Origin of the sequence: Salinispora sp. H7-4 (assembly GCF_013416675.1) — a bacterium.
In the GTDB taxonomy this organism is placed as follows: Bacteria; Actinomycetota; Actinomycetes; order Mycobacteriales; family Micromonosporaceae; genus Micromonospora; species Micromonospora vitiensis.
In genome coordinates, this window is the sequence record NZ_JABZED010000007.1 from 236,366 (window position 1) to 257,075 (window position 20,710).

Consider the following 20,710-nt stretch of genomic DNA (forward strand, 5'->3'; position numbering starts at 1 on the left):
AGCCGGCGCTGCTCAGCCGAGCCGGCGGCCGAACCAGCCGAACCGCTTGTCGAGTGCCACGACGGCACCGGCCACGAGGGCGACACCCAGGATCCGCAGCCACGTTCCGAGGCCGATGGGCGCCGTCCGGAACAACGTGTTCAGCACCGGCAGGTAGGTGAGCGCCACCTGGCCGAGGGCCTGCAGCAGCACCCCACCGATCAGCCAGCGATTGGTGAACAACCCCAGCCGCCACGCCGAGTGGCGCAACGACCGGCAGCTGAACAGATAGAAGATCTGCACGGCGACGACGAGGTTCACCGCCGCGGTACGGGCCTCCGCCAGCTCCGCGCCACCGCTGCGCTCCCACTCGAACACCCACCAGGCACCGGCCACGACCAGTGCGGAGACGAGCAGAATCCGCACCACCAGCGCGCCGGTCAGCAGCGGCTGGGCCGGATTCCGGGGCGGCCGGGACATGATCCCGCCCTCCTTCGGCTCGAACGCGAGCGTCAGCCCGAGCAGCACCGCCGAGGTCATGTTGATCCAGAGGATCTGGCTGGGCAGGATGGGCAACGCGGTGCCGAGCACGATGGCGACAAGGACCAGCATGCCCTCCGCCGCGTTGGTGGGCAGCGTCCAGGTGATGAACTTGGTGAGGTTGGCGAAGACGCCCCGCCCCTCCTCGACGGCCGCCTCGATCGTGGTGAAGTCGTCATCGGTGAGGATGATGTCCGACGCCTCCTTCGCCACCTCGGTGCCGCTGCGTCCCATCGCCACCCCGATGTCGGCCTGCCGCAGGGCCGGCGCGTCGTTCACACCGTCCCCGGTCATGGCCACCACCTGCCCATCGGCCTGCAACGCCTCCACCAGCCGCAGTTTCTGCTCCGGCGACACCCGGGCGAAGACCGCCGCCCGGTCCACCGCCGCTGGGCTGTCGGCGGGCGAGAGCCGCGCGAGGTCGGCGCCGGAGAGCACCGCACCGGTACCCGGCTCCGCGGCCAGCAGTCCGAGGCGACCGGCGATGGCGCGCGCGGTGCGCTGATGGTCACCGGTGATCATCTTCACCGAGATTCCGGCTCGCCGGCTGGCGGCGATCGCATCGGCGACCGCGGCCCGGGGCGGATCCAGCATGGCGTGCAGACCGGTGAAGACCAGACTGCCCGGCAACTCCTGCTCCGCCAGCTCGGCCGCACCGTCCAGCCGCACCTGCGCCGTGGCCAGCACCCGTAGCCCCTCACCGGCGAGCGCTTCGGCGGCGGCCAGCACCTCGTCCCGGTCCAGTGGCACCGGTTGCCCCTGCTCGTCCAACGCCGCGACGCTCCACTCCACCAGCCGCTCGACCGCGCCCTTGACCAGCACCACCCGTCCGCCGTCCCCGGCGTCGTGCAGGGTCGCCATGAACCGCCGCTCCGAGGTGAACGGGATCGACTCGACCCGGGGCAGCTCCTCGGCCACCGCCGCGGCCCACAGGCCGCCCTTGGCCGCCACCACCAGCATCGCGCCCTCGGTCGGGTCGCCGAGCACCACGTACTCCTCGTCCCGCTCGACCAGCCGGGCGTCGTTGCAGGCCACCCCGGCGAGCAGCGACCAGCGCAGCGCCCCGGCACCGGAGATCCGGGCGGCCTCGCCGTCGGGACCCCGGAGCTCACCGGCGGGCCGGTATCCGCTGCCGGTGACCTCATACCGGCCGGCGACTGTCCAGAGCGCCCGTACCGTCATCTGGTTCTCGGTCAGGGTGCCGGTCTTGTCCGTACAGATCACCGTCGTGCTGCCCAGCGTCTCCACCGCCGGCAGCCGCCGGATCACCGCTCGCCGGCGGGCCATCCGCCCCACCCCGATCGCCAGCGTGATCGTCACCGCCGCCGGCAGCCCTTCGGGAATGGCCCCCACCGCCAACGCCACGGCGGCGGTGAACATCTCGCTGCCGCTCTCCCCCCGGAGGATGCCGACTCCGAAGGCCACCCCGGCGAGCACCAGGATCACGACGGTGAGCAGCCGGCTGAATCGGGCCAGCTTGGTCGTGAGCGGGGTGTCCAGCACCTGGGCGCTGCCGACCAGGCGATGAATCCGACCCAGCTCCGTCTCGGCCCCGGTGGCCGTGACCAGACCGGCCGCCGAGCCGCCGGTGAGAAGCGTGCCGGAGTAGAGCACGTTGCGACGATCGGCCACCGGGGTCCCGTCCGGGACGACGACCTCGTCCTTGCGGACCGGCTGCGACTCACCGGTCAGGGTCGACTCGTCGACCCTGACCTCGTCGGCCCGGGCCAGGCGCAGGTCGGCGGGGACCTTCTCCCCCGCCTCGACCAGCACCAGGTCCCCGGGGACCACCTCCGCCGACGGCACCCGCCGCGATTGGCCATCCCGGACCACCCGGGTCTCGGTCCGCACCATCGACCGCAACGCCTCCAGCGCGGCCTCGGCCCTGGACTCCTGCAGGAACCCGACCAGGGCGTTGACCAGGACCACACCGAAGATCACGACCGAGTCGACGTACTCGGCGAGCAGCAGCGTGACCAGGCCGGCGCCCACCAACACGTACACGAGGGGGTTCTGGAACTGGCGGAGCAGCCGGCGGGGCAGGCCGCCGCGACTGGCGGCCGGCAGGACGTTGGCCCCGAAGCGCTCCCGGCGGTCGGCCGCCACCGCGTCGCTCAGGCCACGCTCGGTGTCGGTCTCGAGCAGCAGCACGACCTCGGGCAGGGCCAACGCGTGGTGACCCCGGTCGGGCGTCCTCGGCATCCGCGCTCCTCGTTCCCCGCCTCGGCCGCGGTGCGTACGGGGCACGCAGGCCATCCTCGCAGGTTGGCGGGGTGGCGGTGCGCGGACGCCGATACGACCAGCGCCGGGAACCCGTGGGGTTCCCGGCGCTGGTCGTGGCCGACGAGTCAGTCAGCTCACCGGCGCTTGCGGATCTCCTCGGCGGTCTGCGGTACGACCTTGAACAGGTCGCCCACCACGCCGAAGTCGGCGAGCTCAAAGATCGGCGCCTCACCGTCCTTGTTGACGGCCACGATCGTCTTTGAGGTCTGCATGCCGGCCCGGTGCTGGATCGCACCGGAGATACCGAGCGCGACGTAGAGCTGCGGGGAGACCGTCTTGCCGGTCTGACCCACCTGGAACTGGTGCGGGTAGTAGCCCGAGTCGACGGCGGCGCGGGAGGCGCCGACGGCGCCACCGAGCAGGTCCGCCAGCTCCTCGACGAGCTTGAAGTTGTCGGCGGTGCCGACCCCACGGCCGCCGGAGACCACCACCGACGCCTCGGTCAGCTCCGGACGGCTGCCCTTCTGCTCGGCGACCCGGTTGACGACCCGAGCGAGCTTGTCGGCGGCCGGGACCGAGACGGTGAGCTGCTCGACGGCCGGGGTGACCGCGGCCGGTTCCGGGGTGACCGAGTTCGGCCGAACGGTGACCAGCGGCAGGCCCCGGGTGACCTTGGACTTGACGATGGTGGAGCCGGCGAAGACGACCTGCGTCGCGGTGCCGTCGGCATCCAGCCCGACCACGTCGGTCAGGATGCCGTTGTCGAGCTTCACCGCGAGCCGAGCGGCGATCTCCTTACCCTCCTGGGCGGAGGCGAGCAGCACGGCGGCGGGCTGCACCCGGGTCACCAACTCGGCCAGGACGGTGGCCTTGGGCGCAACCAGGTAGCCGTCGATCTCCGCACTCTCGGCGGCGTAGATCTTCGCTGCCCCGTACTCACCCAGCTTCGCGCTCAGCGCCTCGGCTGCGCCGGGGCCGCCGAGCACGACCGCGCTCGGCGTACCCAGGCCACGGGCGAGGGTGAGCATCTCCAGGGTGACCTTCTTGACGCCGAACTCCTGGGTGGCTTCGACGACGACGAGAACCTCAGACATGTCCAGACCTGCTCTCACACGAACTTCTCGGTGGCGAGGAACTCGACCAGCTGCGTGCCGCCGGCGCCCTCGTCGGTGACCTTCGTGCCGCTGGAGCGCGGCGGGCGCTTGCTGTGCTCCAGCACGGCGCTGGTCGCGCCGGCGCGGCCCACCTCGGCCGGGGCGACACCGACCTCGGCCAGGGGCAGGGTCTGCACCGGCTTCTTCTTGGCGGCCATGATGCCCTTGAAGGAGGGGTAGCGCGGCTCGTTGATGGTGTCCCAGACGGAGACCACGGCGGGCGTCTCGGCGGTGATCACCTCGTAGCCCTCCTCGGTCTGCCGCTCGATGGTGAGCGTGCCGCCGTCGACGGTGAGCGTCCGCGCACCGGTCAGCGCTGCGACGCCGAGCCGCTCGGCGATCATGTGCGGCAGGACCTGGACCCGGCCGTCGGTGGACTCGGCACCACAGAGCACCAGATCGGCGTTCAGCTGCCCGAGCGCGGCGCTGAGCACCTTGGAGGTGGTCACGGCGCAGGAGCCGGCCAGGGCGTCGTCCAGGACGTGTACGGCCTTGTCCGGCCCCATGGAGAGCGCCTTGCGGATCGACTCGGTCGCCTGGTCGGGCCCCATGGTCAGGATGGTGACCTCGCCGCCGTGCGCCTCCTTGATCTTCAACGCCTCCTCGATGGCGTACTCGTCCATCTCGTTGATGACGTTGTTCGCCGAACCGCGGTCGACGGTGTTGTCGTCAGTACGCAGGTTGCGGTCCGCGCCCGAATCGGGCACCTGCTTGACGAGTACGACGATATTCATCGCGCTTCGACGACCCTCCTGTGGTTGATGCGATTCGCTCGCCCGGTATGGGGCGCAGCCTCCCGCGTAACTCAACGCGCGGTCAACCGCGGACGCTGTGCGGTTGACCACGACGCCATGTTACCCACAAGTAGCTTCCGCCCCCGGGGCCCGTATGGTGACACAGCTCACCGGAGCGACTCAGACCGGCTCCACCAGCGCACCCCGGATGCGCTCGATCATCGCCGTCTCCCGCGGGGTGACCCCCCGGTGCGCCCCGGCCGCCTGGTCGGCGGCGGCCAACACCACCTCCCGGTAGGTCCGCACGTCCGGTGGCGACTTCTCCCGCAGGATCGCCACCGCCCGGGTCAGCGCCGGCAGCACCACAGACTCGATCTCCAGCTCCGAATCGCGCGGCAGCCGGGGCAGGGGACCACTGGTCAGCACCGCCTTGACCACCCCACTGGAGTCAGCCAGCGCGGCGGAGGCAGCGAAGCTCTCCCGAACCAGCGCCAGCACCCCGGGCTCCACATTTGACACAAGGACGACCGCGCCGAAGGCGCCCGTCTTGAGGGTCAGCCGCTCCTCGGCCGTCAACCGCTGCTCCATGATCACGGAGTGTAAATGTCGCGCCCGCCGTGGGGTGTGGCAACAACCACGGGTACGTCATGATGGTGTCATGGCCCGGCTGTACGTTCTCCTCTTCCTCGCGCAGGTCGTCCTCGCCGTCATCGCGTTGATCAGCTGTCTCTCGGCCGAGGAGGGCGACATCCGCGCCCTGCCCCGGATCGCCTGGGTGCTGATCATCCTCTTCTTCCCGCTGGTCGGCTCGATCGCCTGGTTCGTCGCCGGCCGCGAGACCAGAGCCGGTCAGCCCGGGGCCGGACGGCCCGGTGCCGGCCGGCCGGCCGGCTACGGTCTCACCGGGCGCCGGCACCGCCCGATCGCACCGGACGACGACCCCGAGTTTCTCCGTTCGGTCGAGGAACGCACCCAGAGCCAGGCCGACCGGGAGCTCTTCCGCCGCTGGGAGGAGGACCTGCGCCGCCGCGAGGACGACCTGCGCCGCGGAGACGGTGAGCAGAAGCGACCCGAGGCCTGACCCGCCTCAGGCGAGATTCGACGACCGGGGGTACGCGTCAGCCGGGTCGGTCACCACGTTGACCAGATACGGCACCCCGGCCGCGAAGGCCCGCCGCAGTGCCGCCCTAAGGTCGGCGGCCCTCGTCACGGTCTCGCCCGCACCGCCCAACGCCTGGACCACCTGGTCGTAACGGAGCTCCGGCTGGAGGTCGGCGGCCACGTCGTAGCCGTACAGCGCCCGCATCGGATGCTTCTCCAGCCCCCAGATGCCGTTGTTGCCGACGACGATCACCACCGGCAACCGCTGCCGGACCAACGACTCCACGTCCAGCAGGGAGAAGCCAGCCGCGCCGTCCCCCATCAGTACGCAGATCTGCCGGTCGGGGTGGGTGACCCGGGCACCCATGGCGTAGCCCATCCCGGTGCCGAGGCAGCCGTACGGACCGGGGTCGAGCCAGGTGCCGGGCTGGGCGGGCTCCAGGTACCGACCCGCGTACGAGACGAAGTCGCCACCGTCGCCGATGGTGATCGCGTCCCGGGCCAGCACGCGGCGCAGTTCGCCGTAGACCCGGGCGGGCCGGATCGGGTCGGTCTCCGCGGCCATCTCCGCGGCGTCGCGGGTCCGGGCGGCATCCTCGGCGGCCCGCAACTCGGCGACCCACTCCGTGTGGTCGGCGCGGGCGCCGGGGTGGTCGGCGAAGGCGGACAGGATCAGTCGCAGGTCACCGGCGGGGGCGGCGGCCGGCTGGCGGTGCCCGGCACGCTGACCCGGCGCGTCCACGACGTGTACCACCGCCGCGGCGCCGAAGTCACCGAAGTTGAGTCGGAAGTCCAGCGGCGTGCCGACGACCACCACCACGTCGGCCTGCTGCAACGCCACCCGGCGGGACTTGGTGAAGGCGAGCGGGTGCTCCGGCGGCAGCGCGCCCCGGCCCATACCGTTGGTGAAGACCGGCACCACGAGGGCCTCGGCCGCCGCGCGCAGCGCGGCAACGGCATCGCCGGCGTAGACATCGGAGCCGGCGATGAGCACGGGTCGCTGACCCCGGGCGATCAGGTCGGCGGCCTTCGCCACCTCCGCCGGGTCCGCCTCGATCGCCTCGATCGGAGCGACGGCCGGCAGGTCGGCGTCGGCCACCGAGAAGGCCACCTCCAGGGGGAGGTCCACAAAGACCGGGCCACGGTGCGGGGTCAGCGCCGTGGTCAACGCGGCACCCACCGCACGGGGGATGTCCTCGGGGCGCAGCACCGTCTCGGCGTGCTTGGTCACCGGGGCGACCAACGGCAGGTGGTCCAACTCCTGGAGACTGCCCGCCCCCCACCGGAACTGTGGTGCTCGCCCACCGAGCACCAGGATCGGTGACGCGTTGAAGAAGGAGCTGGTCAACCCGGAGATGCCGTTGGTGACGCCCGGTCCGGCGGTCAGTACGGCGAGGCCGGGGCGGCGCTGCAGCTTTGCGACCGCCTCGGCCGCGAAGACCGCCGACTGCTCGTGCCGGACGTCATAGATCGGAAACCCGAGCTGGTGCGCGGCGTCGTAGAGCGGGAAGACGTGCCCACCGGAGAGGGTGAACATCTCCCGCACTCCGTGTGCCCGCAGCGCCGCCAGCGCGAGCGCCCCACCGTGCCCCTCGATCCGCTCCGACATGACCAGCTCCCCCTGATCGCGGAAGATCCGGGCATACGCTACCCAGCGGTAGCCGGAAAGGGAACGCCCCGGATCAACGTCCGGTGAAGTCCGGCTTGCGCTTCGCCACGAAGGCCGCCATGCCCTCCCGCCGGTCGTCGGTGGCGAACAGCGCCGCGAAGAGCTGACTCTCCCAGGCCAGGCCGGAGGTCAGATCCATCTCCAGACCACCGTCGACCGCCAGCTTCGCCGCGCGCAGGGCCTGCACCGGCCCGGTCAGGTACGGCTGCACCAGGGCCACCGCGGCGGGGTAGACCTCGGTGGCGGGTACCACCCGGTCGGCCAGCCCGATCCGGAGCGCCTCCGCCGCGTCCACCATCCGCCCCGACATGATCAGGTCCTTGGCGCGGGCCGGGCCGACCAGGCGGGCCAGCCGCTGGGTGCCACCGGCCCCGGGAATGACGCCGAGTTTGATCTCCGGCTGGCCGAGCTTGGCGTCCTCGGCGACCACCCGCCAGTCACACGCGAGGGCCAGCTCACAGCCGCCGCCGAGGGCGTACCCGGTGATCGCGGCGACCACCGGCTTGGGGATCTGGGCGATCGCCCCCAACGCGCTGGAGAGCGCGACCGCCCGCTCGGACATGTCCACGTAGGACATGTCGGCCATCTCCTTGATGTCCGCCCCGGCGGCGAAGACCCGCTCCCCGCCGTACACGATGACCGCGCGGACGGCCGGGTCGCCCCCCGCCTGGGTCGCCGCGGCGCGCAGCTCCTCCTGCACCTGGGTGTTCAGCGCATTCATCGGCGGCCGCTCCAATCGGATGGTGCCGATCCCGTCCTTGATCTCCAGCCGCACGAACTCGCCCACGCCGTCCCTCACTTCCTCGTCGAAGTAGCGTGCCAACCTTACGGCCCGGCCGCTGGAGCCGTAGTCTGGCGCCAGCCCCGTAACCGGGAGTTCGGAAATGGTCACGCATTACCACGATAAATCGATACAAGTAACATCAACGGCTGTCCAGGTACTGCACCAGACCTTCCCGCTGGCCGAGATCAGCGCCGTGTGGCACCACCGCGGCAGCCGCTCCTGGCGCGTGCTGGTCGGCCGCGGCGCGATCGGCGCGGCCCTGGCCGGCCCGCTGGTCGCCGCGGTGGCGGGCATCGCGCTCGCGCTCTGGCTCGGCCGCTCCCCCACCGTCACCATCGCCATCATCGGCACCTCGGTGCTGATCGGGCTCGCGGTCGGGCCGGTCGCCGACTTCCTCTTCGAACACCTGGACCGCTCGTACGCCCGCGGCAGCCGCCGGTTGGAGATCTGGATCCGCTGGCAGGGCCGGCCAACGCTGCTGCTGGCGACCGCGGACGCGGTCCGGTTCGGGCAGATCTACCGAGCCCTGCAGCGTGCCATCGAAGCCAGCCAAGAAGCCCTCCAACCACCGCACCCGGCGGCGAGATCCGCCCACTCCCGGGCCAACAGCCGGAGCGGCCCGGCACCGAAGTAGGGGCCGGCACCCGGGCCCGATCAGGCCGACCCGCACCGACTGACCCCGGTTAGAGTTAATGATGACCCTCTATTACCGGGACGACGCGGTGCAGGTGACCTCCGAGGCGATCCGGTCGGGCGGGCTCCGGGTACCGATAGCCGAGATCAGGTACGTCTGGCACGCGAAGGGGCGAACCACCCTCGCCGTCCGCGGACGGCTGCTCAGCCGCGGTGTCCTGGTGCTGCTGTTGTCGCTGCCGCCACTGGCGGCAGTGCTCTGTGCACTCTCGCTGGTCTGGTCAGCGCCGGAGCGAGGGTGGCTGCCGGTGCTGCTCACCCTCGCCGGGTGCCTGCTGCTCGCGTTGGCCGTAGCGCCCTTCCTGGAGCTCCCGCTCAGCTGGCTGGACCGCTCCTACGAGCGGGGCAACCGGGTGCACGAGCTGTGGGTGCAGGCACAGGGCCGCGAGTTACTGCTCCTGCGCACGCCGGACGCACTCCGGTTCGGCCAGATCTACCGCGCCGTACAGCGCGCCGTCGAACAGCAGACCTACGACCGGTGACCCGGCCGGCCAGCACATCCCGCCGTCGCGGCCACCACCGCCCTGGCCTGCGGTGCGGGAAGAGTCAGCCCGGCTGGTACAGCTCGTCGATCTCGTCCCGGCGGGGCAACGCCACCGAAGCGCCGAGCCGCCGGACACACGCCGCGCCGGCGCCCGTCGCCCACCGCACCGCGTCCACCAGGTCGCGCCCCTCCCCCCAACCGACCGCGAGCGCGGCCGAGAACGCGTCCCCGGCCGCCGTCGAGTCAACGGTCTCCACCGGCACCGCCGGGACGCACGCCCGGCCGCCATCCCGGTCGCCGTACCAGGCGCCGGAGACGCCGAGGGTGAGCACCGCCCGGGGGGTCAGCTCCAGTAGGGCCGCTGGGTTGTCCCGACCGTGACCGCTGAACGTCTGCGCCTCGCTCTCGTTGACCACCAGCACGTCGGTGGCGGCGAAGAGCTCCGGCGGCACGGTCCGGGCGGGCGCGGCGTTGAGCACCACGCGGGTACCGGCGGCACGCGCCGCCACCGCCGCCTCGGTAACGGTCTCCACCGGGATCTCCAACTGGGCGACCAGCACATCCGCTTCGCGGATGGCGGTCAGCTCCGGCTCGGTCAGCCCGGTCATCGTGGCGTTGGCGCCAGGACTGACCACGATGGCGTTCTCCCCCTCGGCGTTCACCATCACCAGGGCGACCCCGGAGGCACCGTACGCGACCCGCAGCTGGCTGGTGTCCACTCCGGCCGCGGTGATGCGGGCGCGCAGGGTGACGCCGAAGGCGTCGGAGCCGATGGCACCGAGGAACGTGCAGGCCGCGCCGGCCCGGGCTGCCCCGATGGCCTGGTTGGCGCCCTTGCCGCCCGGCACCATGACAAAGTCCGCGCCGAGCAGCGTCTCCCCCGGTCGTGGCAGCGCCGCAGCGGTCGCCACGAGGTCCATGTTGGCGCTGCCCAGGACGACCACCCGGGTCTGTGGCATTGAGCACCTCCGGTTGTGCAGGTTGGGGGCTACGGAATCCCTACCCGGTCCGGGCGTGGGCCACGCCGTGCCTCAACCGGCACGGGCGGTGTAGCGGTCGCCGTGCCGCTCCACCACCAGGGACAGCCCGAACGTCTTGCTGAGATTGTCCCCGGTGAGGACATCGGTCAGCAGGCCCTGCGCCATCACGTCCCCGTCGCGCAGCAGCAACGCGTGGGTGAAGCCGGGCGGGATCTCCTCCACGTGGTGGGTGACCAGCACCAACGCCGGGGCGTCCGGGTCCGACGCCAGCTCCGCGAGCCGGGCCACCAGCTCTTCGCGGCCCCCCAGGTCCAGTCCGGCCGCGGGCTCGTCGAGCAGCAACAACTCCGGGTCGGTCATCAGCGCCCGGGCGATCTGTACCCGCTTACGTTCCCCCTCGGAGAGGGTGCCGTACCGGCGGTCGGCGAGATCTCCGACGCCGAGCTGGCCAAGTAGAGCTCGGGCCCGGGTCTCGTCGCCGCTGTCGTACTCCTCCCGCCAGCGGCCCACCACGGACCAGGACGCGGTCACCACCACGTCCACGACTCGCTCCTCGGTGGGGATCTGCTCGGCGAGGGCTGCGGTGGAGAGCCCGATCCGCGTGCGCAGCTCGGTCAGGTCAGTCCGGCCGAGCTGCTCGCCCAACACGTGGGCGAGCCCGGCCGTCGGGTGCAGTCGACCACCGGCCAGGTTGAGCAGCGTGGTCTTGCCGGCACCGTTGGGACCGAGGACAACCCAGCGCTCGTCCAGCTCGACCTGCCAGTCCACGTCGTGCAGCAGGGCCGCACCAGCGCGGCGCACGGTCACGCCGTCGAGGCTGACCACCAGATCCGCGTCCACGGAGGCGGGGGCGGGGGCGGCACCGGCGGGGCCGGGGATCAGGGCACCAGTCACGACTCCATCCAACCACGCACCGGTCAGCCACACCCGAGCCCCCGAAGGAGCTACCGGAGCGAAGCGCGGTGGACCGGCGGAGCCTCGGCCGACCACACCGCCCCCGCCGGTCAGCTCGTCGTGGAGCCGAACACCTCGTCCCGGACCGCCGCCAGGGCGGTGTGCAGCGCGCCGCGCAGAATCGGCTCCTCGGTCAGGCCGGTCGGCACCACCCGCGGCCGGACCAGAGCGATCGCCGCCACCTCCCGCTGCACTCGTTCGGCCAACGCCGCCCCGCCGGCCCCGCCGACCGCACCAGCCAGGACCACCAGCGGCGGATCCAACACCACACAGGTGCTCGTCACCCCGAGCGCGAGCCGACGGGCCAGTTCGTCCAGCATCGGAGCACCCGCCGCACCGTCGGCGACCGCCGCGGAGACCCCACCGGCTGCCGTAGCGTCGGGGTACCCGTGCTCCCGGGCGAGCGCGCGAACCGCCTCCGCGCCGACGAGCTGCTGGAAAGCGGGCTCCGTACGAAGGGCAGCGGCACGCGGGATCGGCACCCCGGGCACCGGCAGCCAGCCGATCTCTCCGGCAGCGCCGGTGCTGCCGTGGTGCAGCCGCCCGCCGATCATGATCGCCAGGCCGATACCGGCGTCCACCCAGGCCAGAACGAAGTCGGCTACGCCCTGCGCCGCTCCCGACCGCGCCTCCGCCATCGCCGCCAGGTTGACGTCGTTCTCGAAGACCAGGGGGGTACGCAGGTCGTCCCGGAGCGCACCCAGCAGGCCGGCGTGCCACCGCGGCAGGTTGAACGCGAAGGTGATGTCACCACTGGTCGGATCCACCAGGCCGGGGGCGCCCAGGACGACCCGGCGTACGGTCGCCAGCGGCGCCCCGGCGCTGCTCGCGGCTTCGACGACGGCGTTGTGCACCACGCCGACCGGGTCCTCGGTATCGCCAGTTGCCTGCTCGGAGCGGCCGACCACCGTCCCGGTGATGTCCGCGCAGGCGGCGACGACCCGGTCGGCCCCGAAATCGACCCCGACCACGTGGGCGCTGCCCGGGCGGACGGCATAGAGCTGGGCGTTCGGACCCCGCCCGCCTGCCTGCTCACCAACCCGGGTGACCAGCCCTCGTTCCTCGAGGCGCTCGACCAGCTGAGAGGCGGTGACCTTGGACAGGCCGGTCAGCTCGCCCAGCCGCGCCCGGGTCAGCGGGCCCTGCTCCAGTAGCAGCTCCAGCGCCGCACGGTCGTTGAGCGCCCGCAACAGGCGAGGAGTGCCGGGGAGCCGGGTCATAGTCATGCCAGTCCTCGAGGATTCATAAACCAGCCGCACGCAACGACGAAAGAGGTAACCGTAGCGTAACGACTACCGACCGAGCGGGTAACTGGCCGTACCGACAGAGAGACAGGGGAGCAGATGAGGCCGGATCGAGGAATTCGCCGCCTCGCGCTGGGCACGCTGCTCGCCGCGTACCCGGGACCGGTCCCACCACAGTGGGCCATTGACCTGGTCGGCGACGGCCTCGCCGGGCACACGCTCTTCGGCACCAACGTGCACGACCCCGAACAGGTGGCGGCGAGCACCACCGCGTTCCGTACCGCCCGGTCCGACGTTCTGATCGCAACCGACGAGGAGGGTGGCGACATCACCCGCCTCGCGCACGCGACCGGAAGCCCGTACCCCGGCAACGCCGCGCTCGGCGCGATCGACGACGTGGCGCTGACCCGCCGGGTCCACGAGGCCGTCGGGGCGGAGCTGGCCGCCCTCGGCATCACCGTCAACCTGGCCCCGGTCGTCGATGTCAACAGCGCCGACGCGAACCCGGTGATCGGCACCCGTTCCTTCGGTCGCGACCCGGATCGGGTGGCCGCGCACGCCGCCGCCGCGGTGGCCGGCCTGCAACACGGCGGCGTCGCCGCCTGCGCCAAGCACTTCCCCGGCCACGGCGCCACGGTCACCGACTCCCACCACGAACTGCCCACGGTCGAGGTCCCCCTGGCGCTCCTCCGCCAACGGGACCTACCGCCGTTCGCGGCGGTGGTCGACGCCGGCGCGCGGGCGGTGATGACAGCGCACATCCGGATCCCGGCCCTGACCGGGGCTGGCCCGGCCACCTTCAGCCGGGCAGCCCTGGTCGACCTACTACGCCACGAGTACGGCTTCGCCGGGGCGGTCGTCACCGACGCCCTCGAGATGAGGGGCGCCGTGTTGGCCGCGGGCGGGGTCGGCCCGGCCGCGGTCGCGGCGCTTGCCGCCGGGGCGGACCTGCTCTGCCTCGGCGCGCGGGTCGACGCTGGCCGGGTCGAGCAGGTCGCCAGCGAGATCGGGACGGCGCTCACCGACGGCCGGCTGGAGCTGGCACGGGTCGAGGAGGCGGCCGGCCGTACCGCCGAACTCGCCGCCTGGACCCGGACCACCGGCGCCGCCAGCCCCCTGCCCCCCCGGCTCGGGTACGCCGCCGCCCGCCGGGCCGTCCGGGTGGAGGGCACGCTGACCGGGCTCGGCCGTCCCCTGGTGGTGCAGCTGCACGCCAGCTCGACAGTCGCCGAGGCACGGGTGCCGTGGGGACTCGGCCCACACCTCAGCGGCGTCGAGCAGCTGCGGGTCGTCGCCACCGGCACGGACCCGGCGACCCTGCGCCGGATCGCCGGCGCGCGGACGATCGTCCTGGTCGGCCGGCGGCTACACCTGCTCCCCGGCGCCGCCGACCTGGTGACCGCGCTCGCCGCCCAGCACCCGGTGGTGGTGGTCGAGATGGGCTGGCCCGGGTCGTGGCGACCGCCCGGAATCGAGGCCTTCGTCACCACGTACGGTGCCAGCCACGCCAACGGCCGCGCCGCCGCCGAACTCCTCGGGCTGACCACCGGACGCGCCTAGCACGCTCCGTCACCATTCATGCCAGCCGGCCGTACAGCTTCTCACTGCAGGTCAGAGTCCAGTTTTCGACACACCAACACCTCCGATCGCCCCTTGCCTACCCGCCGCTAAATACGTAGCGTCACAACTGCATCCAGCAATCCGCCCCCGGGCGGCCAGCGGGGGCCTGGGGGAAGGACGCGGACCGGGGTTCCGGCCCGGGAGCTCCGGTCCGCGCCCTACCCTTCGCCCCACCCACTCCCGGCGGCACGCGTCGGCCGCCGCTGCCCCGATGCGGGTCGCGCTCCATTCAGCCCGGGTAGACCCCGAACGACCGCCAGCCCCGGTCGGGGAATCCGGCCGCCTCGGCCACCCGGGCCGACGCCCGGTTCCGCCGACTGTGCAGATACGTCGGCACCGCCCCCTCGGCGAGGACACGGCGGGCCGCCTGGGCGACCAGCCGACGGGCCAGCCCCCGCCCCCGGGCTGCCGGGACGGTGCCCACCGCCAGCTCCCGGCCGTACGCGTCATGCCACTTGACGCCGACCCCGGCCTGGTACTCGCCGCGGTCGTCCCGCACCACCAGCACCGGCCGGTCGAACAGTCGGAGCCAGGACGGCAGGCCGGGCGAGGTCGGCGGGATCCACTCACCGACCTCCGGCAGCGGTGCGGGGTCCTCGGTCCACCGAAACACGTCGTCGTGCACCACCCAGTCGGGGTGGCCGACAGCCGCCGGCAGGCCGGCGAGGAGCCGCCGGGACGAGCCCCGGGCCAGTTCCCAAACGGCTGGGACCCGTTCCGGCGCCACGGAGAGCACCTGGTGCTCCCCGGCGGAGACGGCGATCGCCGGCCGGAGGCGACCGTCCCAGGCGGGTTCGGCGCGGCGCCGCGCGGCGACCACGTGCCGACCCGGGCCAGCCGGCCACTGCCCCAGCCAGGTGGCCAGGTGCAGGTGAAGCCGCCGGCTGCCCATCGCCCTCCTTCGAGGTCTGCTCGTCGTGCTCCGCCTACCGGGTCCAGGGTGCCTCACGGGTCGCTGGCCACCGCCGCTGACGACGGCCGTAACCGCCTCGCAAGATCTTAAGCTGATCACTGCGGCTACGCTGGGCGACAACGAGGGAGGCCCGGTGACGCAACGGGTACTGGTCGTTGACGACGACCGAACAGTCAGTGACGTGGTCTGTCGCTACCTGGTGCACGCCGGCTACCAGGTGCGGCATGTCGGCGACGGCGACTCGGTGCTCGCCGCGGTCGCCGCCGAACCGCCGGACCTGGTCGTGCTGGATCTGATGCTGCCCGGGCTCGACGGGCTGGAGGTGTGCCGGCGGTTACGCGCCAAGCCGGGCGGGGTGCCCATCATCATGCTGACCGCGCGCGGCGACGAGGCGGACCGCGTCCTCGGCCTGCAGCTTGGCGCGGATGACTACCTCAGCAAGCCGTTCTCGCCCCGGGAGTTGGTGCTGCGGGTCGGGTCGGTGCTGCGGCGCAGCGGTGAGCCGCGGACGGCACCGGCCACCGTGCTCCGCGACGGCGCGCTCGTGGTCGAGACCGGCCCCCGGGTGGCCCGGCTGCACGGCCACGAACTGACCCTCACCGTGCGCGAGTTCGACCTGCTGGCGTACCTGATGCGACATCCCGCCCGGGCGTTGGGCCGGGCCGAGCTGCTGGAGCGGGTGTGGGGCTGGAACTTCGGTGACCAGTCAACGGTGACCGTCCATGTTCGCCGACTACGGGAGAAGGTGGAGGCCGATCCCGCGGACCCCCGCCGGATCGTGACGGTCTGGGGCATCGGGTACCGATACGAGCCGACCGATGGGTGAACTGGCGCTGATCTTCGCGTTCGCGCTCGGTCCGGCGCTCTGTGTCGGCGCGTTCGGCGCCCTCGCCCTGCGCCTGCTGCGCGGGCGCTCGGTGACGGTACACATCGTCACCCTGCTGGTCGTCGCGGTGACCGCGATGGTCGCCGCGGTGGCCATGGTCGCCGACCAGATGTTCCTCTCCCCGCACGACCGGAACGTGGTGCTGATCACGGTGGCGGCGGCGGCCCTGGTGGTTCTCACGGTCGGCTGGCTCTTCGGGCGCCGCCTGGCCGCCGCCGCGGTCTGGGCGGACCAGGCCCGGCAGCGGGAACGCCAGATCGAACAGGGGCGGCGGGACCTCGTCGCCTGGGTGTCGCACGACCTGCGAACCCCACTGGCCGGGCTGCGCGCGATGGCTGAGGCGCTGGAGGACCGGGTGGTCGACGATCCCGCGACGGTGAGCGAGTACCACCGCCGGATCCGGGTGGAGACCGATCGGATGACCCGGCTGGTCGACGACCTCTTCGAGCTCTCCCGAATCAACGCCGGCGCCCTGCGCCTGACCCTGTCGGCGGTGCCCCTGGGCGACGTCGTGTCAGACGCCGTGGCCAGCACCGCACCGCTGGCAGCCGCCTGCCGGGTCCGCCTGCTGGCACCCGACTCGGGCTGGCCCACCGTACTGGCCAGCGAGCCCGAGTTGGCCCGGGTGGTGGGGAACCTCCTGCTCAACGCCGTCCGCTACACCCCGTCGGAGGGGACCGTCCGGGTCGAGGCCGGTGCGGAGACCGACTGCGCCTGGTTGGCGGTCGCGGACACCTGCGGCGGCATCCCCGAGGCGGATCTACCCCGCGTCTTCGAGGTCGCCTTCCGCGGGGAGCGAGCCCGCACCCCCTGCCCCAGCACCGGGGAACTGGCCAGCTCCGGAGGGCTGGGACTGGCGATCGTACGAGGGCTGGTCGAGGCGCACGGCGGTCGGGTGCAGGTCCGCAACACCACCGGTGGGTGTCGGTTCGAGGTCCGGCTACCTCTTCCGGGAGCCGCCTAGCCCATCGACTGTTACCGTTATCTTCAATAGACGTACAACATTCTCTGGAATGGTGGGGTCATGCCGAACCCGCCGCAGCACCGCCGCTGCCATGACTCCAGCCCACTCTGGCCAACCGCCTGGATTGCCGCGGAGCGCTTTCCGGCCCAGCCACCACACCGCGGCGTCCGCGCCTCGCCGCTGCTCTCCTGGGTTGAGCTGAACCGCCGGCCCACCCGCCACCCCAACATCCACTGACCCTCCGGCCGGCTCCGGGGTCGACACCCTGGGGATCAACGCCACCACCGCAACAACCGGCGAGCCGGCGCCGGCATTCGCACACCTGTCGGGTAACGTCTGCTGGTCCTCCAGACCGGGCTACGACGGGAGAAGTTCCGCGCATGGGCAAGAAGACGATCCGCGTCTCCGACTTCAGCGGCCGGGTGCTCCAGCCCGACGACGAGGCCACCCGGGTGGTTGTCCTGGAGCACCCGGACCTGGTTGCCGGGCCCGTACAGTTGGACGCCACCCCGGCCGAGGTGGAGAACATCGACGACGCAGCCCTGGACGTCGCGGTCGTGGAGATCCACGACAGCCACGGTGGGGGCGAGCCGCGCCGGGTCGTACTGACCGCCAGTGAATTCGACGCGATGGCCACCGACACGCCGATGGCGCAGCTGCTGCGGACCGCCGAGCGGGTTCGCCCGCCGAAGAGCCGCCGCGCCGCCGAGAAGGTCGACTACGGCACCATCGAGCACGCGGGACGGCCGCACCGGGGTCGGGTCACCGAGGAGGAGGCCCGGCTGGTGCGGGAGCGGCTGGACGAGGTCAACAAGCGTCTCGCCGACTCCGGCGTACGCCAGATCGAACCGGCCGATCCGGAGCACGCCGCCCGGTACGGCTTCCCCACTCCGGCCTGACCTGCTCGCTTCCGGCGGCTGGGATCGGCGAGGGGATACCGCGTGCGGCTCCAGGTGGGATGCGCGATGTGGACGCACAGGGCGTGGCAGGGGCGCCTGGTGGCCCACCCGCTACCGGTGCCCGAACGCCTGCGGCACTACGCCGGGTGGTGCACGGCGGTGGAGGGGAACACCACCTTCTACGCGACCCCCTCCCGGGAGACGGTGTCCGGCTGGGCGCAGCAGACCGACCCGGGTTTCGGGTTCGTGCTCAAGCTGCCCCGGGTTGTCATGCACGAGCGGCGCCTCGGTGCGGTGGAGGAACCGCTGCGTGCCTTCCTCGACGCGATCGAGCCCCTGGGCCCTCGGGCCCAGGCCCTCTGGGTCCAGCTGCCGGGTTCCTTCGCTCCGGGCGATGTGGCCACCCTCGCCCGCTTCCTGCGGCGCCTTCCCCCGGCCTACCGGTACGCGGTCGAGGTGCGCCACCCCGCGTTCTTCGTCGACTCCGGCGCGGCCCGGTTGTTGGTCCGGACGCTGGCCGCCACCGGCACCGAGTGGATTCCCTTCGACACCACCACGTTCTTCGCCCACCCGCCGACCAGCGACGCGGAGCGGGATGCCTGGACGAAGAAGCCACGGCTGCCGCTCCGCTCGGTGGCGCTGACCGACCGGCCGGTCGTCCGTTACCTCGGCCGGGACGATCCCGACCAGACCAGCGCAGGCTGGCGGCGCTGGGTCGACACCGTCGCTGGCTGGCTCCACGAGGGCCGCTCGCCCACCTTCTTCGTCCACACTCCGGACAACGCCGACGCCCCGGTGCTCGCCCGCCGTTTCCACGACGAGGTACGCGCCCGCGTCCCGGCGCTCGAGCCGCTGCCCCGACCGGCTCCGGTACAGCCGCTGACGCTCTTCTGAGCGCTGCCGCCGCGGAGCGCAGCCCCTCCCTGAGCGCCGCCGCTGCGGGCCACCGCCGTCGGCGCTGACCCACGTCGCGGATGCCGAGTCAATCGTCCTTTTGCCCAGACCAACACCCTTAACGCCCGGCACGCGTTGACCCTGGTGGTAGAGACATTTCTACCCGCTCAGGGTGATAGGTGGCTAAAGATGGCTGCTGCCCTATTAGCGGCTATTTGTCGGCTCGGAGGTATGCACGATGCAAGGAATCGGTCAACGGCTCGGCCGAGGCGTTGAAGGGCAACAGACCGGACGCACCGCTGCCGGCTGGCTCTCCCTCGCGCTGGCCGTGACGGTCACGCAGGCGCTCGTCGTGTCGCCCGCGTTCGCGCAGAACAAGCCACCGACGGCCGCCGCCGTGACAGACACCGCCCTGTCCTGGGGCGAGAACGACAAGGGGCAGTTGGGTACCGGGACCAACGACAACAGCAACGTACCGGTCGAGGTCAGCCTCCCCGCGGGCACCCTGGTCACCGACATCGCCGGTGGTGGCTCCCACAGCCTGGCATTGACCAACACCGGCGCCCTGCTCGCCTGGGGCGACAACTCCTTCGGTCAGCTCGGCGACGGCACCACGACCAGCAGCAACACCCCCGTCGCGGTAGACCTACCCACCGGAACCGAGGTTACCGCCATCGCCGCCGGCAACGTCCACAGTCTGGCGTTGACCTCCAGTGGCACCGTCTTCGCCTGGGGCGGCAACTCCTCCGGCCAGCTCGGCGACGGGAGCAACGACGACACCAGCACACCCGTCACCGTCGGCCTGCCCACGAACACCACGGCCACCGCCATCGCCGCCGGCGCCGTCCACAGCCTGTCGCTGACCGCCACCGGCAGCGCCTTCGGCTGGGGGGCGAACGACCAGGGCCAGCTCGGTGACAAGACCACCGACAACACCAGTAAGCCGACTAACGTCGCGCTGGCATCGGGCACGACGCTCACCGCGATCGCCGGCGGCGCCGCCCACAGCCTCGCGGTAACCACCGACAACACCGCCCTCGCCTGGGGGGACAACTCCCAGGGGCAGCTCGGCGACGGGACCAACGACGACGCCCTCGCACCGGTCAACGTCGCCCTGGCACCGGGCACCGAGGTCACCGCTGTCGCCGCCGGCCGCCTCCACAGTGTGGCGTTGCTCGGCAACGGCACCACCGCCAGCTGGGGTAACAACTCCTCGGGCCAGCTGGGCAACGGGAACAACCTCACCAGCAGCACCCCGGTCGAGGTCATCCTGCCCGCCGGCACCACGCTCACCGCCATCGCCGCCAACAACAGCAACCACACCGTGGCGATAACCGACGCCGAAACCGCCCTCGCCTGGGGCGACAACTCCTTCGGTCAACTCGGCGCCAATCTCACCACCGGCGGCGGAGTCGGCATCGCCAGCAGCAGCAACACGCCCATCGCGGTCGTCCTGCCCACCGGCACCACCCTGACCACCGCCGCCGTCGGCAGCAACCACAGCCTGGCCCTGCCCACGCTCCAGGCGACCTCCGCCACGGGCCTGCAGGTCTCGCCGCCGGACCCGACCACGGATCAGGACGTCACCCTCACCGCCACCGTCACCTGCGACCCCGGACCCGCGACCGGCAGCATCACCTTCCGCAACAACAACACCGAACTCGCCACCGTGCCCCTGGACACCACCGGCACCGCCACCCACACCCTCCGGCTCCCCGCCGGCGTCCACACCATCACCGCCGACTACACCAGCGACACCGTCCTGTGCCCCAACAGTCAGTCCGAGGCCGTCACCGTCACCGTCACGGAGCCGACCGACCCCACTGACCCGACGGACCCGACCGATCCCACCGATCCCGACCTACCCATCACCGGGGCCAGCCTGCCCAGCCTGCTCGGCACCGCCGCCCTGCTTCTCCTCGTCGGCGCCAGCTTCATCTTCCTCACCCGCCGGCACCAGTCCACCCACCACCAGAAGTAGCAGGTAGCACACAG

General features: G+C 72.1%; 20 protein-coding genes. 10 read left to right on the forward strand and 10 right to left on the reverse strand.

From position 1 onward, the window contains the following. Positions 1-12: 12 nt before the first annotated feature. From H0524_RS08950 to H0524_RS08965, 4 genes are all read right to left on the reverse strand, one after another. On the reverse strand, positions 13-2,721 hold the full coding sequence (locus H0524_RS08950) for an HAD-IC family P-type ATPase (protein ID WP_180198222.1): 2,709 nt from the start codon (positions 2,719-2,721) through the stop codon (positions 13-15). A gap of 155 nt (positions 2,722-2,876) precedes the next feature. Next, the gene (locus H0524_RS08955; RefSeq protein WP_180198223.1) at positions 2,877-3,836 is read right to left on the reverse strand and encodes an electron transfer flavoprotein subunit alpha/FixB family protein; all 960 of its coding nucleotides are present in this window, start codon (positions 3,834-3,836) and stop codon (positions 2,877-2,879) included. Between the two features lie 14 nt (positions 3,837-3,850). Then, positions 3,851-4,630 carry an electron transfer flavoprotein subunit beta/FixA family protein gene (locus H0524_RS08960; RefSeq protein ID WP_180198224.1) on the reverse strand — a complete coding sequence of 260 codons (780 nt, stop codon included), beginning with the start codon at positions 4,628-4,630 and terminating at the stop codon, positions 3,851-3,853. A 180-nt stretch (positions 4,631-4,810) separates the two neighbouring features. Then, positions 4,811-5,224, reverse strand: coding sequence for a hypothetical protein (locus tag H0524_RS08965; protein ID WP_180198225.1), 414 nt, complete (start codon positions 5,222-5,224; stop codon positions 4,811-4,813). A gap of 64 nt (positions 5,225-5,288) precedes the next feature. Between H0524_RS08965 and H0524_RS08970 the strand changes: the two genes are divergently transcribed. After that, complete coding sequence (locus H0524_RS08970) at positions 5,289-5,711, forward strand: PLD nuclease N-terminal domain-containing protein (RefSeq protein ID WP_180198226.1); 423 nt, start codon at positions 5,289-5,291, stop codon at positions 5,709-5,711. A gap of 6 nt (positions 5,712-5,717) precedes the next feature. Here H0524_RS08970 and H0524_RS08975 read toward each other — a convergent pair whose 3' ends face one another. Continuing rightward, positions 5,718-7,340 carry an acetolactate synthase gene (locus H0524_RS08975; protein ID WP_180198227.1) on the reverse strand — a complete coding sequence of 541 codons (1,623 nt, stop codon included), beginning with the start codon at positions 7,338-7,340 and terminating at the stop codon, positions 5,718-5,720. A gap of 73 nt (positions 7,341-7,413) precedes the next feature. After that, positions 7,414-8,187: an enoyl-CoA hydratase/isomerase family protein gene (locus tag H0524_RS08980; protein ID WP_180198228.1), complete on the reverse strand. Its 774-nt coding sequence runs from the start codon at positions 8,185-8,187 to the stop codon at positions 7,414-7,416. Between the two features lie 97 nt (positions 8,188-8,284). On the opposite strand from H0524_RS08980, the gene H0524_RS08985 reads away from it, so the two are divergent. Both H0524_RS08985 and H0524_RS08990 read left to right on the forward strand, forming a co-directional pair. Beyond that, positions 8,285-8,818 carry a DUF6232 family protein gene (locus tag H0524_RS08985; RefSeq protein WP_180198229.1) on the forward strand — a complete coding sequence of 178 codons (534 nt, stop codon included), beginning with the start codon at positions 8,285-8,287 and terminating at the stop codon, positions 8,816-8,818. A gap of 61 nt (positions 8,819-8,879) precedes the next feature. Then, the gene (locus H0524_RS08990; protein WP_026185361.1) at positions 8,880-9,359 is read left to right on the forward strand and encodes a DUF6232 family protein; all 480 of its coding nucleotides are present in this window, start codon (positions 8,880-8,882) and stop codon (positions 9,357-9,359) included. A 64-nt stretch (positions 9,360-9,423) separates the two neighbouring features. Here H0524_RS08990 and H0524_RS08995 read toward each other — a convergent pair whose 3' ends face one another. From H0524_RS08995 to H0524_RS09005, 3 genes are all read right to left on the reverse strand, one after another. After that, positions 9,424-10,320, reverse strand: coding sequence for a ribokinase (locus H0524_RS08995; protein ID WP_180198230.1), 897 nt, complete (start codon positions 10,318-10,320; stop codon positions 9,424-9,426). A gap of 72 nt (positions 10,321-10,392) precedes the next feature. Next, positions 10,393-11,268 (reverse strand): ABC transporter ATP-binding protein, encoded by an 876-nt coding sequence (locus tag H0524_RS09000; RefSeq protein WP_180198231.1) that lies wholly within the window; start codon positions 11,266-11,268, stop codon positions 10,393-10,395. A gap of 77 nt (positions 11,269-11,345) precedes the next feature. After that, positions 11,346-12,521 carry an ROK family transcriptional regulator gene (locus H0524_RS09005; RefSeq protein WP_180198232.1) on the reverse strand — a complete coding sequence of 392 codons (1,176 nt, stop codon included), beginning with the start codon at positions 12,519-12,521 and terminating at the stop codon, positions 11,346-11,348. 117 nt (positions 12,522-12,638) lie between these two features. Here H0524_RS09005 and H0524_RS09010 point away from each other — a divergent pair, with 117 nt between their 5' ends. Then, positions 12,639-14,099 carry a glycoside hydrolase family 3 protein gene (locus H0524_RS09010; RefSeq protein WP_180198233.1) on the forward strand — a complete coding sequence of 487 codons (1,461 nt, stop codon included), beginning with the start codon at positions 12,639-12,641 and terminating at the stop codon, positions 14,097-14,099. A gap of 289 nt (positions 14,100-14,388) precedes the next feature. Here H0524_RS09010 and H0524_RS09015 read toward each other — a convergent pair whose 3' ends face one another. Continuing rightward, positions 14,389-15,051 (reverse strand): GNAT family N-acetyltransferase, encoded by a 663-nt coding sequence (locus tag H0524_RS09015; protein WP_180198234.1) that lies wholly within the window; start codon positions 15,049-15,051, stop codon positions 14,389-14,391. Positions 15,052-15,205: 154 nt separating this feature from the next. On the opposite strand from H0524_RS09015, the gene H0524_RS09020 reads away from it, so the two are divergent. The 6 genes from H0524_RS09020 (at position 15,206) to H0524_RS09045 (ending at position 20,696) form a co-directional block, all read left to right on the forward strand. Next, positions 15,206-15,898, forward strand: coding sequence for a response regulator transcription factor (locus H0524_RS09020; RefSeq protein WP_018725865.1), 693 nt, complete (start codon positions 15,206-15,208; stop codon positions 15,896-15,898). Further along, positions 15,891-16,922 (forward strand): sensor histidine kinase KdpD, encoded by a 1,032-nt coding sequence (locus H0524_RS09025; RefSeq protein WP_018218845.1) that lies wholly within the window; start codon positions 15,891-15,893, stop codon positions 16,920-16,922. The genes H0524_RS09020 and H0524_RS09025 overlap by 8 nt, the downstream gene beginning before the upstream one ends. Before the next feature lie 60 nt (positions 16,923-16,982). Next, positions 16,983-17,159, forward strand: a complete 177-nt coding sequence (locus H0524_RS09030; RefSeq protein WP_180198235.1) for a hypothetical protein — start codon at positions 16,983-16,985, stop codon at positions 17,157-17,159. A gap of 143 nt (positions 17,160-17,302) precedes the next feature. Further along, the gene (locus tag H0524_RS09035) at positions 17,303-17,821 is read left to right on the forward strand and encodes a hypothetical protein (RefSeq protein WP_180198236.1); all 519 of its coding nucleotides are present in this window, start codon (positions 17,303-17,305) and stop codon (positions 17,819-17,821) included. A 66-nt stretch (positions 17,822-17,887) separates the two neighbouring features. Beyond that, positions 17,888-18,715 (forward strand): DUF72 domain-containing protein, encoded by an 828-nt coding sequence (locus H0524_RS09040; protein ID WP_180198237.1) that lies wholly within the window; start codon positions 17,888-17,890, stop codon positions 18,713-18,715. Between the two features lie 238 nt (positions 18,716-18,953). After that, the gene (locus H0524_RS09045; protein WP_180198238.1) at positions 18,954-20,696 is read left to right on the forward strand and encodes an Ig-like domain repeat protein; all 1,743 of its coding nucleotides are present in this window, start codon (positions 18,954-18,956) and stop codon (positions 20,694-20,696) included. Positions 20,697-20,710: the final 14 nt, after the last annotated feature.

Bases quoted from the DNA above. Each gene is read 5' to 3' on its own strand.
- H0524_RS08950 (WP_180198222.1), bottom strand. From the start codon at position 2,721: ATGCCGAGGACGCCCGACCGGGGTCACCACGCGTTGGCCCTGCCCGAG.
- H0524_RS08990 (WP_026185361.1), top strand. From the start codon at position 8,880: ATGACCCTCTATTACCGGGACGACGCGGTGCAGGTGACCTCCGAGGCG.
- H0524_RS08995 (WP_180198230.1), bottom strand. From the start codon at position 10,320: ATGCCACAGACCCGGGTGGTCGTCCTGGGCAGCGCCAACATGGACCTC.
- H0524_RS08970 (WP_180198226.1), top strand. From the start codon at position 5,289: ATGGCCCGGCTGTACGTTCTCCTCTTCCTCGCGCAGGTCGTCCTCGCC.
- H0524_RS09025 (WP_018218845.1), top strand. From the start codon at position 15,891: ATGGGTGAACTGGCGCTGATCTTCGCGTTCGCGCTCGGTCCGGCGCTC.
- H0524_RS08975 (WP_180198227.1), bottom strand. From the start codon at position 7,340: ATGTCGGAGCGGATCGAGGGGCACGGTGGGGCGCTCGCGCTGGCGGCG.
- H0524_RS08960 (WP_180198224.1), bottom strand. From the start codon at position 4,630: ATGAATATCGTCGTACTCGTCAAGCAGGTGCCCGATTCGGGCGCGGAC.
- H0524_RS09035 (WP_180198236.1), top strand. From the start codon at position 17,303: ATGGGCAAGAAGACGATCCGCGTCTCCGACTTCAGCGGCCGGGTGCTC.
- H0524_RS09015 (WP_180198234.1), bottom strand. From the start codon at position 15,051: ATGGGCAGCCGGCGGCTTCACCTGCACCTGGCCACCTGGCTGGGGCAG.
- H0524_RS09010 (WP_180198233.1), top strand. From the start codon at position 12,639: ATGAGGCCGGATCGAGGAATTCGCCGCCTCGCGCTGGGCACGCTGCTC.
- H0524_RS08955 (WP_180198223.1), bottom strand. From the start codon at position 3,836: ATGTCTGAGGTTCTCGTCGTCGTCGAAGCCACCCAGGAGTTCGGCGTC.
- H0524_RS09030 (WP_180198235.1), top strand. From the start codon at position 16,983: ATGCCGAACCCGCCGCAGCACCGCCGCTGCCATGACTCCAGCCCACTC.
- H0524_RS09045 (WP_180198238.1), top strand. From the start codon at position 18,954: ATGCAAGGAATCGGTCAACGGCTCGGCCGAGGCGTTGAAGGGCAACAG.
- H0524_RS09005 (WP_180198232.1), bottom strand. From the start codon at position 12,521: ATGACTATGACCCGGCTCCCCGGCACTCCTCGCCTGTTGCGGGCGCTC.
- H0524_RS09040 (WP_180198237.1), top strand. From the start codon at position 17,888: ATGTGGACGCACAGGGCGTGGCAGGGGCGCCTGGTGGCCCACCCGCTA.
- H0524_RS08985 (WP_180198229.1), top strand. From the start codon at position 8,285: ATGGTCACGCATTACCACGATAAATCGATACAAGTAACATCAACGGCT.